Source organism: Serratia sp. UGAL515B_01 (assembly GCF_033095805.1).
Classification (GTDB): Bacteria; Pseudomonadota; Gammaproteobacteria; order Enterobacterales; family Enterobacteriaceae; genus Chania.
The window spans coordinates 1,684,645-1,698,964 of sequence record NZ_CP109901.1; the positions used below are offsets into that span (position 1 = coordinate 1,684,645).

The following is a 14,320-nucleotide window of genomic DNA, read 5'->3' on the forward strand; positions in this document are numbered from 1 at the left end:
TCTCAAGAATAAAGAGTGATAATTCAGAGCACATCTGATAAATCTATTCTCTATTCACAGGACGTTATTATTTTATTGTTTGGGGGAAGTTGTGGATCTGCAACAACAACTCGCGCAATTTCCGCGCTTGGACTTGGTTGGTCCTGCTACGCCGCTTGAAAGGTTATCCCGTCTTTCTGAGTATCTCGGTCGTGATATTTATGTTAAACGTGACGATGTCACGCCAATGGCGTTGGGCGGTAATAAATTGAGGAAATTGGAGTTCCTGGCTGCTGAAGCTTTGCATCAGGGGGCTGATACGTTAGTTACTGCTGGCGCAATCCAATCAAACCATGTGCGCCAGACTGCTGCTGTGGCGGCCAAGCTTGGGTTACAGTGCGTTGCACTTCTGGAAAACCCTATTGACACCAAAGCAGAGAACTACCTTACCAATGGCAATCGTCTACTGCTTGACCTGTTCAACGTAGAAGTCGTTATGTGTGATGCTCTGCACGATCCCCAGGCACAACTGGCAGAGCTTGCGACCCGTCTGGAGGCACAAGGTTTTCGCCCCTATATTGTTCCGGTGGGAGGCTCAAATGCTTTGGGATCTCTGGGATATGTGCAGTGTGCAATAGAGATTGCCGCACAAAGCCACGATATTAACTTCAGCTCAATTGTTGTGGCTTCCGGCAGTGCCGGAACTCATGCTGGTTTGGCTGTGGGGCTGCAACAACAACTGCCGGAAGTTGAACTGATTGGCGTAACCGTTTCGCGAAGAGTGATCGATCAACTACCAAAAGTGGAACAATTGCAAAAGTCAGTTGCCGGTTTACTAGGTATAGAGACGTTGACGCCGATCACGCTTTGGGATGATTACTTTGCCCCACACTACGGTGTGCCAAACGATGAGGGTATGGCTGCGGTAAAACTGTTGGCTCAGCAGGAAGGCATGTTGTTGGACCCTGTCTATACCGCCAAGGCCATGGCTGGGCTTATTGATGGTATTTCCCAGAAGCGTTTTCGTGATAAAGGTCCAATCCTGTTTATACATACGGGGGGAGCTCCAGCACTATTCGCTTATCATCCTCAGGTGTAAAAGCAAACTCGTTATACCCAAGCTATTCCAAGTTACAGCTAAGCCATAACTGGGCGGTAAATCCCCCAGCAATTATTCCTTTGTGAAGTCAGTGTAGTTGTTAATGTATAGATATCAAAATGATAAACAACAGATGGAGTGAGTATGATCTTTTCTAAAATACGTCGTCAATTGCTGTTAGGGGTGATGGCGGTTGCACTGACCACTGGGTTGAGTGAAAAAATCTATGCGGCGGATAATCTACTTGAGCAAGTCAAACAGCGTGGCACGCTGATTGTTGGGCTAGAAGGCACCTACCCTCCTTTTAGTTTCCAGGGTGAAGACGGCAAACTTACTGGTTTCGAAGTGGATTTTGCCCAGGCGTTGGCGGAACACTTAGGTGTTAAGGCCAAGCTGAACCCGACAAAATGGGACGGTATGCTGGCGTCATTGGAGTCTAAACGTATTGATGTGGTGATAAATCAGGTCACAATCACTGAAGAACGTAAGAAAAAATACGATTTCTCTACGCCTTATACTGTTTCAGGGATCCAAGCGTTGGTCAAAAAAGGCAATGAGAACACCATTACTCGTGCTGAAGACCTGAAAGGCAAGAAAGTAGGTGTTGGTCTGGGAACCAACTACGAACAGTGGTTACGTGAAAATGTTCCGGGCGTAGACGTACGTGCTTACGATGATGATCCCACCAAGTATCAGGATCTACGCGTAGGCCGCATTAATGCCATTCTGGTTGACCGTTTGGCTGCATTGGATCTAGTGAAGAAAACCGGGGATACGCTGGCTGTAGCAGGCCAGGCATTTTCTCGTCAGGAAGCGGGTGTAGCGGTGCGTAAAAACAACCCAGAACTGTTGGCAGCGATCAATAAGGCGATTGCTGAAATGCAGAAGGACGGCACGTTGGCGAAACTCTCTGAAAAATGGTTTGGCGCGGACGTAACTAAATAATGTATGAAAGTATTCAACTGGCGCTGGACTCAGCGCCATTTTTATTGAAAGGTGCACTCCTAACTATTGAGCTCAGCCTTGGGGGGATGGTCCTTGGGTTAATTTTGGGTTTTCTGTTGGCGCTGATGCGGCTTTCACCATTATGGCCGTTGTCTTGGCTTTCACGCATCTATGTCTCTCTGTTTCGTGGTACCCCGTTGATCGCGCAGCTATTTATGATCTATTACGGTTTACCGCAGTTTGGCATTGAGCTGGATCCTTTCCCTGCCGCGTTGATTGGGCTCTCGCTGAATACCGCTGCTTATACGTCGGAGACGTTGCGCGCTGCGATATCGTCGATTGATAAGGGGCAACGAGAAGCCGCAGCCAGTATAGGCATGACCTCTTGGCAGACCATGCGCCGAGTGATCCTGCCACAAGCGGCACGTACTGCGTTACCCCCATTGGGAAACAGCTTTATCGGACTGGTGAAGGATACCTCGTTGGCGGCGACTATTCAGGTACCTGAGCTTTTCCGCCAGGCGCAATTGATTACTTCGCGTACGCTTGAGGTGTTCGCCATGTATCTGGCAGCGTCTCTGATCTACTGGGTGATGGCAACCCTGCTTTCCGCACTGCAAAATCGCCTGGAAGCACATGTTAATCGTCAGGATCAGGAGTAACCGATGAGTGCTATCGAAGTGAAACAGTTGGTCAAACAGTTCAAAGGGCAGACAGTGCTCCACGGTATCGATCTTGACGTAAACTCAGGGGAAGTGGTGGCAATTATTGGCCCTAGTGGTTCCGGCAAGACAACTTTGCTGCGGAGTATCAACCTGCTGGAAGTTCCTGAGTCTGGTACTATTCGCGTCGGCGATATCCTGATCGATAGTGCCCGTCCGTTGAGCAAACAGAAAAACCTGGTGCGCGCTCTGCGCCAGCAGGTTGGCTTTGTTTTTCAGAACTTCAACCTGTTTCCGCACCGTTCAGTGTTGGATAACATCACTGAAGGTCCGGTGATCGTAAAAGGCGAAGCAAAGGCCAGTGCAGAACAACGCGCCCGTGAGTTGTTGGCAAAAGTTGGGCTAAGTGGCAAAGAGCACGCTTATCCTAAACGTTTATCAGGTGGTCAGCAGCAACGTGTGGCAATTGCCAGGGCATTAGCGATGCAACCAGAGGTTATTCTTTTCGATGAGCCCACTTCTGCGCTGGACCCTGAATTGGTTGGTGAAGTGCTTAATACCATCCGTGCACTGGCGGAAGAAAAACGCACCATGGTGATTGTAACGCATGAGATGAGTTTTGCCCGCGATGTTGCCGATCGTGCCATTTTTATGGACCATGGTCGCATTGTGGAACAAGGGCCAGCAAAAGAGCTGTTTGCTAATCCACAGCATCAACGAACCAAGCAGTTTTTGGATAAGTTTTTGAATCAGTAATGTTGGGCGAAGGGAACATCTTTGCTCGGAATTGGTTGTTAGATAAAAGTAAACCTCGCATTGTACGTAATGCCGATCGGTTAAGGGTCACTTGAACGATCCAGTCACTGTATAAGAATCCGTAATCTCTCCAGGGATTACGGATTTTTTTATGTTACTCAGCCAAGCTTTAGATACTGTCTATAAATTTTCCCCGCAGGAGTTTGCTGCTCTTGCAGACCTGCTTTCTCCTGAACTGATTGATGAGTGCCTGGCCGACACAGGTACCCGAGAGCAGTAAAAAAGAGGCCGCAACGTTATCCGTTGCGGCCACCTTTAAAAGCTTAACTGACAAACATTACGCATTGTACGGGGTTTACTTTTTTTACTAGGCCAACGCTGGCAGAATAATTTCTTTAGTGATTAACCAATGGTCATCAGGCTAGCATTCCCTCCAGCGGCTGCGGTATTAACGCTCAAGGAACGTTCGACCAAAAAACGCTCCAAGAGGATGTTAGTTTGCCCGCGTGTGAAACCCTGCACTGAGATAATGGCTCCGTTGCGTTGGGCAATCTGTTCACATAGGGCGCGTAACTGATCGGCATCACCGTGGTAGATGACGGCGTCAAACTGCACTTTGTCCTGCATCCAATCTTGGCAGAAAGCGATCTGTGCCTTGACATTGTCTGGCATACGGCTGAACAGGGTTCGCTGGAGTTCTGCCTCTGGCCACAGCACTTTGCTACCTACGGCCAGAACTGAAGCCAATTGCGTCAGAATATCAGCATCGTTGTCAGCTAGGCACAGAACACGTTCGCGTGGCAGTAAAGCGTAGGTATTACGCTCTCCCGTTGGCCCAGGTAGTGTGCGTATAGTGCCTGCTTGGCCAATCTCGGCATATTGCTTAGCCAACATGACCAATTCTTGCATGTTCTCGGCAGTAGCCCACTGTTCTAATGCCTGATGGGGGGCAAGTAGAGCAGGGCGCATGTTTGCTTCCAGAGGACGCTCTTTATCTTGACGGTTCAGCGTGCGCTGTACGGCATCCAGCGGGCGGTTAGCCAGTAAGCGATACAGATAGAGCGGCCCGCCGGCTTTTGGTCCCGTTCCTGAAAGGCCTTCACCACCAAAAGGCTGAACGCCAACCACGGCACCGACCATGTTACGGTTCACATACAGGTTACCGACTTTGGCGTGGTCGGTCACTTTGGCGATAGTTTCATCGATGCGCGTATGGATACCCAGTGTCAGGCCGTAGCCCGAGGCGTTGATCTCATCGATCAACACTTTCAGATTGGCACGCTGGAAGCGGACAACGTGCAGAACCGGGCCAAAGATCTCCCTTTGCAGTTCATCAAAGCTTTCCAGCTCAATCAACGTTGGTTTTACGAAGGTACCGCGTGCCCACTCTTTCTCATCATTTCCGAAACTTTTTGCCGCTTGATACACTTTGCGGCCTTTGGTTTGCATGGCTTGGATATGACGTTCAATAGTGGATTTTGCCTCGGCATCGATCACAGGGCCAATGTCGGTAGACAGCCGTTCTGGATTGCCCATACGGCATTCTGCCATAGCACCACGCAGCATTTGTAGCGTATGTTCTGCCACATCTTCTTGTATACAAAGGATACGCAGTGCGGAACAACGTTGCCCTGCACTGTCAAAGGCTGATGCGATAACGTCGGTGACCACTTGTTCGGTCAGAGCCGAAGAGTCGACGATCATGGCATTCAGGCCGCCGGTTTCCGCAATGAGTGGTGTCGGACGTCCCTGAGGATCAAGACGGCCAGCGATATTGCGCTGCAGAATACTGGCGACTTCGGTAGAGCCGGTGAACATCACGCCGCGTACGCGGGCATCATTAACCAATATGCTACCAACGCTCTCGCCTTGGCCCGGCAACAGTTGCAATACGCCTTGAGGGATGCCAGCTTCCTGTAGGATACGAACCGCCTGGGTTGCGATAATGGGCGTTTGTTCGGCCGGTTTTGCCAACACGCTGTTGCCTGCGGCAAGTGCAGCAGCAATCTGGCCGGTGAAGATGGCTAACGGGAAGTTCCACGGGCTAATACAAACTACAGGACCGAGCGGACGATGACTGTCGTTGGCGAAATCATCAGAGACTTGCTCTGCGTAGTAGCGTAGAAAATCAACGGCTTCACGCACTTCGGCGATGGCATTATTGAAGGTTTTGCCTGACTCACGAACCAAAATACCCAGCAGATTTTGTAACTGGTTTTCCATCAGTTCGGCGGCGCGCTGTAAAATAGCCGCACGCTCAGAAGGCGGGGTCGAAAACCAGATTGGCCCGGCTGCGGTTGCGGCATCAAGCGCACGATTTACTTCCTCTTCCGTCGCTTCGCGGACGTAACCGACTATATCACTTGGCTCCGCAGGGTTGAGTATGGGATGCGAAGTCCCTTGATCTAAGGGGGCATCGATAATCGGTTCAGCATGCCATTGTTGTGCTGCGCTGGTAAACAGGGCACTGGAGAGTGAAGCCAATCGTTGCTCGTTAGACAAATCCAAGCCGCTGGCGTTAACGCGTTTTTCACCGTATAGATCACGTGGCAATGCAATGCGCGGGTGCGGTAAACCTATCTGCCCCTCGCTGGCGGCCATGGCTTCAACTGCATTGACCGGATCGGCAACCAAATCGTCTAGAGAGAGCGTTGCATCAGCGATGCGGTTAACGAAAGAGGTATTAGCACCGTTTTCCAGCAAACGACGTACCAGATAGGCCAGTAGGGTTTCATGAGTACCAACCGGAGCATAAATACGGCATGGGCGGTTCAGTTTACCCTCGGCCACTTTGCCGACGACTTGTTCGTAGAGCGGTTCACCCATACCGTGTAAACATTGGAACTCGTACTGGCCGGGATAGTAGTTATTACCTGCCAAATGGTAAATGGCGCTGAGCGTGTGTGCATTGTGCGTGGCAAATTGCGGATAAATCAGGTTAGGGACTGACAGCAGTTTGCGTGCGCAGGCCAAGTAAGAAACGTCAGTATAGACTTTGCGAGTATACACGGGGTAGCCTTCAAGACCGTCTACCTGTGCCCGTTTGATCTCGCTATCCCAGTAAGCACCTTTCACCAGACGGATCATCAGCCGACGGCGGCTGCGGCTAGCCATGTCAATGACGGCGTCGATGACAAACGGGCAACGCTTCTGGTATGCCTGAATGACGAAGCCGATGCCGTTCCAACCTGCCAACTGTGGCTCAAAGCAGAGTTTTTCAAGTAAATCTAAGGAGATCTCCAGGCGGTCGGCCTCTTCGGCGTCGATGTTAATCCCAATATCATACTGGCGTGCTTGTAGCGTCAACGATAGCAGGAGTGGATACAATTCTTCTATTACACGATCGTATTGAGCACGGCTGTAACGAGGGTGCAGGGCAGACAATTTGATTGAAATACCGGGGCCTTCATAGATACCTCGGCCATTTGAGGCTTTACCGATAGCATGGATCGCTTGCTGATAAGAAAACAGATACGCCTGTGCGTCTGCTTTGGTCAGCGCGGCTTCACCGAGCATATCGTAAGAGTAGCGGAAACCTTTGTCTTCTAACTTACGCGCGTTAGCCAGCGCTTCGGCAATCGTTTCGCCGGTGACAAACTGTTCACCCATCAAACGCATAGCCATATCGACCCCTTTACGAATCAGGGGTTCGCCACTTTTACCGATAATTCGGTTCAGTGAGCGCGACAAGTTATCTTCATTATGTGTCGATACCAATTTGCCGGTAAACAACAGGCCCCAGGTGGTAGCATTAACAAATAAGGATGGACTACGGCCGAGGTGAGATTGCCAATTGCCGTTACTGATCTTGTCGCGGATCAACGCGTCGCGTGTTGGCTTGTCTGGAATACGCAGTAATGCTTCTGCCAAGCACATTAGCGCTACACCCTCCTGCGAAGAGAGTGAGAATTCCTGCAATAATCCTTGCACCATACCAGCACGCCCAGTGGCACTTTTTTGATTACGCATTTTTTCTGCAATGCCGTAAGCCAGTTTATGGGTTGCCAGTGCAAGTTCGGCAGGTAACCGAGCCTGTTCGAGTAGCATGGGAACGGCTTCGGTTTCCGGGCGACGATAGGCTGCTGTAATAGCGGCACGGGTGACTGACTGTGGCAGAATTTGTTCTGCAAACTCAAGAAATGGCTGGTGTGACTCTTGGTGCTCTTGCGGCATAATATCATCCGCTTCGACCTGCGAGGTTGTGACCAGCGTTGGTATTTCGGGAATATCTGAACCGTTCTCAAGACGCTCGAGATAACTGAAAATGGCCTGCTTGATTAGCCAGTGTGGTGTGCGATCGATGCGCTGCGCTGCGTTTTTAATACGATCGCGTGTTGCTTCATCTAGCTTTACGCCCATTGTGGTAGTGCCCATGCTGGTCCAACTCCTTTGTTTTAGAACCTCTCCTGAAAATGATAAGACAAGCGTGAGGGGCTTTTGGGAGAGATTCGTGGAAAGCTGACGTAATATCCTGCATGTTGCAACTTTGTGCAACCTTGTTAAATAAAGTCCGTTAAGGAAGTGTGAATTCAATCGATTTTTTAACGTAAAGTCAGCGAGTAAAGAGCAGGTGATTGAGTATTCTACATTAACGAGATAACCCGCAATGGCGGGTTGTAATCACTAATAAAACCGAGGTGCAACTCATTTAAAAAAGTGCTAGTGCAACCTTGTGGGTCGATAAATGTGATGCGGGGTAAATTTTGTGTAACTTGGTTGTTAAATGTCTTGTTGATTGCTGATGGCATCATCTAGGATAACCCGTGATTAGATTACGAACTGCAGAAACTGCCTTTATTTTTAGCCAATTTGTTAGATGCCTCGTTGCGGCATCTTGACGGATGAGAAAGATTATAGGAAACATAAATAAAAAATACCTTTTGTTTTCAATTTATTGTGGGATATAACGCAATAGGAATGAGAAGAGTAATACATAAAAATGGAGAGTTGAATGGCTATGAACACACCAATGCTGGTGACCTTTCTGGTCTATATCTTTGGCATGATACTGATTGGTTTAATGGCATACCGGGCGACAAACAATTTTGACGATTATATTCTTGGGGGCCGCAGTTTGGGCAGTGTCGTTACTGCTCTTTCCGCTGGGGCTTCTGATATGAGTGGTTGGCTGTTGATGGGCCTGCCAGGTGCTATTTTCCTTTCTGGTATCTCGGAAAGCTGGATCGCGATTGGTTTGACTATCGGTGCTTACCTTAACTGGAAACTAGTCGCTGGGCGCTTGCGTGTGCATACCGAAGCGAACAACAATGCGCTAACGCTACCTGACTATTTCACCAGCCGTTTTGAAGATAATAGCAAACTGCTACGCGTGATTTCTGCGATTGTTATTTTGGTATTCTTCACTATCTATTGCGCTTCGGGTATTGTTGCCGGGGCTCGTCTGTTTGAAAGTACGTTCGGTATGAGCTACGAAACTGCACTTTGGGCGGGCGCGGTAACCACCATACTCTATACCTTTATTGGTGGATTTCTGGCAGTAAGCTGGACAGACACTGTGCAGGCGAGCTTGATGATTTTTGCTCTGATCCTAACGCCAATAATTGTCATTTTTGCCGTGGGTGGTATCGACAGTTCAATACTGGTGATTGCGGCTAAAAACCCGGCGAATCTTGATATGATGAAAGGCCTGAATCTGGTGGCGATCCTCTCTTTGCTGGGCTGGGGCTTGGGTTATTTTGGTCAGCCGCATATTCTGGCACGCTTTATGGCAGCGGATTCTCATCGTACTATCCGCAGTGCACGACGCATCAGTATGACTTGGATGGTGTTATGCTTGGCGGGCACTATCGCTGTTGGTTTCTTTGGAATTGCCTATTTCGCCAATAATCCAGGTCAGGCTGGGAATGTTTCGCAAAATGGCGAACGCGTATTCATTGAACTTGCCATGCTATTGTTCAATCCATGGATTGCGGGGATTCTGCTGTCAGCAATTTTGGCTGCGGTTATGAGTACACTCAGTTGCCAATTGCTAGTCTGCTCAAGTGCGATCACGGAAGACTTGTATAAAGCCTTCCTGCGCAAAGGAGCAAGCCAGCGGGAGCTCGTCTGGGTCGGTCGTATCATGGTGCTGCTAGTGGCGCTGGTGGCTATTACGCTGGCATCGAATCCTGAGAATCGTGTGCTTGGGCTAGTAAGCTATGCTTGGGCCGGTTTTGGAGCAGCGTTTGGCCCGGTGGTGCTGATTTCTGTCATGTGGCCACGTATGACACGCAATGCAGCGCTGGTTGGTATGTTGGTCGGTGCTATAACGGTCATTGTCTGGAAACACTACGCTTGGTTGGGTCTCTATGAAATCATTCCTGGCTTCCTCTTTGCTTGTATCGCCATCATTGTTGTAAGTTTGCTGGGGCGCGAGCCTTCGGCAACGATGACTGGGCGTTTTGCTCAGGCAGAAGCTGAATTTAAAGCGGTGTAATTTCTTATCATCTCTCCCCGTTAATCAGGGAGGGATTGGTTAGTTTTTCGTGAGTATGTTTAGCGGTAGAGCTGCTTCTATGTCGGTTTACATCAAATTAAAGGGGATGAATTAGACCGTTATTTATTCTACTCGGAGACGGCAAGCAGTGTTGAGTTAGAATGCTGATTACGTTTTTATGTGCTCATATTTTTATGCGTTACTCAAAAAAGTCATAAGCTGAAATTATTAATAACCATATGATAATAAACAAAAAAATAGCATCAAAGAAAAACGATGAAGGCATTTTTTAGTGTTGATCTCATCTCTGATGAGAAAAGAATAGTAAATTTTTACATTTTATTAACACAATGAGTTTGAATGTCATTATACTGTAGTCATCTGGCGGTAGTTTTCACTCGGTGCTCAGCGTAGAGCTGTAAATAATCACTGTGGAGATCGCTAATGGTAGAGTCCTTGGTTGGGCTACAAAGAACAAATAACATACCTTCCTTGATTTCTTGTTGTAACGAGAGTTCTCCCTCCGACTCTCAATTTTTGACCGATTCTTGGTTCCTCTTTGGTAATAATCTGGCTAACACCGTTTTATCCCACTTATTCGAGTTGTCCCGTGAAGAAACGCCCCATTTACATGTAGGGCGCGTATTTTCACGTTTTTCATTGGCTTATATTGGCTCTGAAGGAGGCCAAAACCTAATACGTGTGTGAAACATAATCGTGCGGCATGCGATGCTGTCACGGTAGGTGAAACAAACTGTAAGGTGCCACCATGGGAAGACAGAAAGCAGTGATCAAAGCACGTCGTGAAGCCAAACGCGTTATTCGCCGTGACGCACGAAGCCATCGCCAGCGTGAAGAAGAAAGCGTGACCTCGCTGGTACAAATGGGGGGCGTTGAATCGATCGGTATGGCGCGTGACAGCCGTGATACCTCTGCGATTGAGGCGAGAACTGAAGCTCAAGGTCATTACTTGTCAGCCATAGAAAACAAGCAGTTAATATTTGCAACCGGTGAAGCTGGTTGCGGCAAAACATTTATCAGTACCGCTAAGGCAGCAGAAGCCCTAATACACAAAGAGGTGGATCGGATTATCGTTACTCGTCCAGTTTTGCAGGCGGATGAAGATCTCGGTTTCTTACCGGGAGATATTTCTGAAAAATTTGCTCCTTACTTCCGACCCGTATATGACATTCTACTGCGCCGTTTAGGATCGTCGTTTCTGCAATATTGCCTACGGCCTGAAATTGGTAAGGTAGAAATAGCGCCTTTTGCCTATATGCGCGGTCGCACTTTCGAAAATGCTGTAGTCATTCTGGACGAAGCTCAGAACGTTACGGTAAGTCAGATGAAGATGTTCTTGACCCGCCTTGGCGAGAATGTGACGGTGATTGTGAATGGGGATATTACTCAGTGCGACCTGCCCCGCGGTACGAGGTCTGGTTTGAGTGATGCCCTTGAGCGCTTCAAAGAAGATGACATGGTCGGTATTATCCGCTTCGAGAAACAGGACTGCGTACGCTCGGTTTTGTGTCAGCATACGCTCAATGCATATAGTTAACCTATCGAATACGTATGTAAAGGCCACGTCGGTGGCCTTTACTTTATCTGCTATATCGAGGTTCTAACGGTAAAACAATGAGTTAAATTTCACTGTAAACCACTATACCCCCCTAAAAACCATTCTGCTGAAACAGCATAATCTGTATCACCGTATGCGTGCCAAGGGTTGTGATAATGCCTGCTTGGGCAACGTCTTTCATTCGCTCAAAGTGGAATGTGTCCACGCCGAATGGTTTAGTAGCCGGGAAACGGTGCAAACTAAGGTGTTTGATTATACTGAACGGGGTGACAATCTTTGGTGTTGCCACCGTGCCCGTAATAATATCAGCTTAGAACAATTTGAAAGCCAGCACTTTACTTAGCCTGTATAAGGTCGTCGTGAGCCGAACATTAAGAGCGTGGTAGTGTATTATGAGTTATTGACGTGCTCATCCGACTCTGCTTTATCCATGCCATGGATGGCCTTTCTACAAAAAAGTGTATGAAAAGCGCGGCCATATAAGCGCAAAGTGTTGCTACTGCAACAGCGGTGTAGGGACCAGACCCTGAATCAACTAGCACATACATTATTGCATAACCGAACAACGTGTGAACCACGTAAAGCGGATAGCTAATAGCAGAGAAATGTGAAAGCAGAGCGTTCTCCTTGATTTTATTTCGAAATAAGAAACAGATGTAAAATACCGCTATACCAAGTATGTATCCAACAATCCAGTGTATTATGTAGCTTGCACTCTCTGCCACACCTAGCCAAAGTAATAGAAGTAAAGCCGTTATTACTGACTGTATTATCAGTAAATTTTTTATAGATATCTTTTTTTTGATTGTTGAATAGTATGCTGTTCCTAATAAAAACAATAGGCTTGAAGCTGTCTGAACTCCAATTAAATACCCTTGGGTTTTAAATATGACAGCTGAAAAACACGCCACTACCGAGGCGGTAATAATATATTTTTTTACGTCGAAGTTTATTATTCGCTCACCAAGTACACACATTATTAAGTAGAAATAAATCTCAACTTCAAGTGTCCAACTTATACCATCAATACGATTAACGTTAAGTGGCCCACGGGTGATTACCCCTAAATGGGCAAGCATATCGCCTATAGCAAAGTTGAAAGGAGTTATGGCATAAAATGAAAGAGCATACAAGGATAGCATGACAATACTAAATCCTACTATATAAACAGGATAGATTCGAATAGCTCGACGGTGCAAAAAACCAAGTTTGCTCTCGTTTTTCAGGGAGAATGGAATAACCAATCCACTTATGATGAAGAAAACGCCAACGCCAAACTGCCCTAAAACAATACAGTACTCTGAAATTAACGATAGCGGGAAACCTAAGGCGGGTAAGTGCGAGAGTTCAGGTACTCCCATCATTGAAGAAATAGCAGGATTCATTACCCAAAAAATGCCTATGTAATGAGATATAAGTACAGCAATTGCGGCAACTCCCCTAAGGATGTTGGCAAAAACTATCCGTTCTACTTGCTCCGTAGTCATCAAAATGCCCGCTAGTATTGATAATCTACGTTAATATTATCACCTGACTACAAAAATGCTTAATCCGAGAGGAAAAAAGCGAAAAGTCTTAGTCAAAAGCAGAATATCTTTAATCGTAAAATCAGGCTGAGATCCGCATCAAAGCCATGGTTTTATGGTCCGTGTTTTTTAGGCCTCACGCGACGGTTGGTATATCTTGCTTCACTGTTGCTCGTAATTCTGTTTTGAGCTGTGATCGCGCATATAAAATTTGTGTTTTTTGTATAGCTTTTTTGGTTTTAAACGTTAAAAATTGATATCTTCGAATCAGTTAAGTCAGTTTTAATTGGTCGTAGAGAAATATTTTGGGGTGTGCAGTGTAGCTGCGTACTGATTATTGTGTTCATTGGCGCTGAATCAATCATGAAATATATCGTTTTGTTTTTATTAATTTTATGCGTTGTTTATGTCCACTATCGAGGTCGTGTCCGTTATCCCATTTGGCGTCAACTTTCAGACCACTCCACGTTTACCGCCCCATTGAATGTCTTTATGTATATATTCTCACGCGTGCCGACGACACCCTATCTGCAACCAGAGCAATTTCCTGAACTTGCCACATTGCGGGATAACTGGCAGATGATGCGCGACGAAGGCCAGAAGCTGATGGAGATACAGCAAATAAAAGCGTCAGATAAATTTAACGATGCCGGGTTTAATTCTTTCTTCAAAACTGGCTGGAAGCGTTTTTATCTGAAATGGTATGAAGACAACCACCCGTCAGCGATGGCACTGTGCCCACAGACGACTGCATTATTGCGTAGTTTACCTTCTGTTAAGGCCGCAATGTTCGCTGAGTTGCCGCATGGTAGCCGCTTGCCACGCCACAGAGATCCCTATGCCGGATCGTTGCGCTACCATCTGGGGTTGATAACACCTAACGATGACCGCTGTTTTATTGAAGTGGATGGAGAACGCTATAGCTGGCGTGATGGGGAAGACGTAATATTCGATGAAACCTACTTGCATTACGCAGAAAACCAGAGTGGGGAAAATCGACTGATCCTGTTTTGTGACATTGAACGCCCGATGCGTTATCGCTGGGCGCAGGCGATTAATCACTGGTTAGGGCGCTACCTGCTGAGTGCCGCTACCGCGCCGAATGAAGAAGGTGATCGTACTGGTGGAGTCAATCGCCTGTTCAAATATATCTATGCTATCCGTAAAATTGGCAAACAACTCAAGGCCTGGAACAAGACGGTGTATTACATCATCAAGTGGATACTGTTTGGCGGAATAGCGGCGTTGATCTTTTTTTCTATTTAGCTTAGCTGAGGCACTTTCTAGCGTTCCCGTCCTTTGAAGTGCGTTCCAAAACAGGGTTTTCGGGTTTATTGG

11 protein-coding genes are annotated in these 14,320 nt (G+C 47.4%); 9 read left to right on the top strand and 2 right to left on the bottom strand.

Annotation, left to right across the window (positions count from 1 at the left end):
- Positions 1-91 precede the first annotated feature (91 nt).
- From OK023_RS07800 to OK023_RS07820, 5 genes are all read left to right on the top strand, one after another.
- Positions 92-1,078: a D-cysteine desulfhydrase gene (locus tag OK023_RS07800; protein ID WP_317696623.1), complete on the top strand. Its 987-nt coding sequence runs from the start codon at positions 92-94 to the stop codon at positions 1,076-1,078.
- A gap of 144 nt (positions 1,079-1,222) precedes the next feature.
- Entirely contained in the window at positions 1,223-2,023 is an 801-nt protein-coding gene (tcyJ, locus tag OK023_RS07805) for a cystine ABC transporter substrate-binding protein (RefSeq protein ID WP_317696625.1), read from the top strand.
- Complete coding sequence (tcyL, locus tag OK023_RS07810) at positions 2,023-2,685, top strand: cystine ABC transporter permease (RefSeq protein ID WP_317696627.1); 663 nt, start codon at positions 2,023-2,025, stop codon at positions 2,683-2,685. The genes tcyJ and tcyL overlap by 1 nt, the downstream gene beginning before the upstream one ends.
- A 3-nt stretch (positions 2,686-2,688) precedes the next feature.
- Entirely contained in the window at positions 2,689-3,441 is a 753-nt protein-coding gene (gene tcyN, locus OK023_RS07815; protein ID WP_317696629.1) for an L-cystine ABC transporter ATP-binding protein TcyN, read from the top strand.
- Between the two features lie 151 nt (positions 3,442-3,592).
- A complete protein-coding gene (locus OK023_RS07820) occupies positions 3,593-3,721 on the top strand; it encodes a hypothetical protein (protein ID WP_317696631.1) in 129 nt (42 codons plus the stop codon).
- A 122-nt stretch (positions 3,722-3,843) separates the two neighbouring features.
- Here OK023_RS07820 and putA read toward each other — a convergent pair whose 3' ends face one another.
- Positions 3,844-7,815, bottom strand: coding sequence for a trifunctional transcriptional regulator/proline dehydrogenase/L-glutamate gamma-semialdehyde dehydrogenase (gene putA, locus OK023_RS07825; RefSeq protein ID WP_317696634.1), 3,972 nt, complete (start codon positions 7,813-7,815; stop codon positions 3,844-3,846).
- A gap of 577 nt (positions 7,816-8,392) precedes the next feature.
- Here putA and putP point away from each other — a divergent pair.
- The 3 genes from putP (at position 8,393) to OK023_RS19190 (ending at position 11,799) form a co-directional block, all read left to right on the top strand.
- Positions 8,393-9,877, top strand: a complete 1,485-nt coding sequence (putP, locus tag OK023_RS07830; RefSeq protein WP_317696636.1) for a sodium/proline symporter PutP — start codon at positions 8,393-8,395, stop codon at positions 9,875-9,877.
- A 769-nt stretch (positions 9,878-10,646) separates the two neighbouring features.
- Positions 10,647-11,435 (top strand): phosphate starvation-inducible protein PhoH, encoded by a 789-nt coding sequence (gene phoH, locus OK023_RS07835; RefSeq protein ID WP_317696639.1) that lies wholly within the window; start codon positions 10,647-10,649, stop codon positions 11,433-11,435.
- A 154-nt stretch (positions 11,436-11,589) separates the two neighbouring features.
- The gene (locus tag OK023_RS19190; RefSeq protein WP_411569395.1) at positions 11,590-11,799 is read left to right on the top strand and encodes an IS3 family transposase; all 210 of its coding nucleotides are present in this window, start codon (positions 11,590-11,592) and stop codon (positions 11,797-11,799) included.
- Between the two features lie 28 nt (positions 11,800-11,827).
- Here OK023_RS19190 and OK023_RS07840 read toward each other — a convergent pair whose 3' ends face one another.
- Positions 11,828-12,943 (bottom strand): acyltransferase, encoded by a 1,116-nt coding sequence (locus tag OK023_RS07840; RefSeq protein ID WP_317696642.1) that lies wholly within the window; start codon positions 12,941-12,943, stop codon positions 11,828-11,830.
- A 402-nt stretch (positions 12,944-13,345) separates the two neighbouring features.
- Between OK023_RS07840 and lpxO the strand changes: the two genes are divergently transcribed.
- Positions 13,346-14,248 (top strand): lipid A hydroxylase LpxO, encoded by a 903-nt coding sequence (lpxO, locus tag OK023_RS07845; RefSeq protein WP_317696644.1) that lies wholly within the window; start codon positions 13,346-13,348, stop codon positions 14,246-14,248.
- Positions 14,249-14,320: the final 72 nt, after the last annotated feature.

Bases quoted from the DNA above. Each gene is read 5' to 3' on its own strand.
- putP (WP_317696636.1), top strand. From the start codon at position 8,393: ATGGCTATGAACACACCAATGCTGGTGACCTTTCTGGTCTATATCTTT.
- putA (WP_317696634.1), bottom strand. From the start codon at position 7,815: ATGGGCACTACCACAATGGGCGTAAAGCTAGATGAAGCAACACGCGAT.
- phoH (WP_317696639.1), top strand. From the start codon at position 10,647: ATGGGAAGACAGAAAGCAGTGATCAAAGCACGTCGTGAAGCCAAACGC.
- tcyL (WP_317696627.1), top strand. From the start codon at position 2,023: ATGTATGAAAGTATTCAACTGGCGCTGGACTCAGCGCCATTTTTATTG.
- OK023_RS07840 (WP_317696642.1), bottom strand. From the start codon at position 12,943: ATGACTACGGAGCAAGTAGAACGGATAGTTTTTGCCAACATCCTTAGG.
- tcyN (WP_317696629.1), top strand. From the start codon at position 2,689: ATGAGTGCTATCGAAGTGAAACAGTTGGTCAAACAGTTCAAAGGGCAG.
- OK023_RS07820 (WP_317696631.1), top strand. From the start codon at position 3,593: ATGTTACTCAGCCAAGCTTTAGATACTGTCTATAAATTTTCCCCGCAG.
- tcyJ (WP_317696625.1), top strand. From the start codon at position 1,223: ATGATCTTTTCTAAAATACGTCGTCAATTGCTGTTAGGGGTGATGGCG.
- lpxO (WP_317696644.1), top strand. From the start codon at position 13,346: ATGAAATATATCGTTTTGTTTTTATTAATTTTATGCGTTGTTTATGTC.
- OK023_RS19190 (WP_411569395.1), top strand. From the start codon at position 11,590: ATGCGTGCCAAGGGTTGTGATAATGCCTGCTTGGGCAACGTCTTTCAT.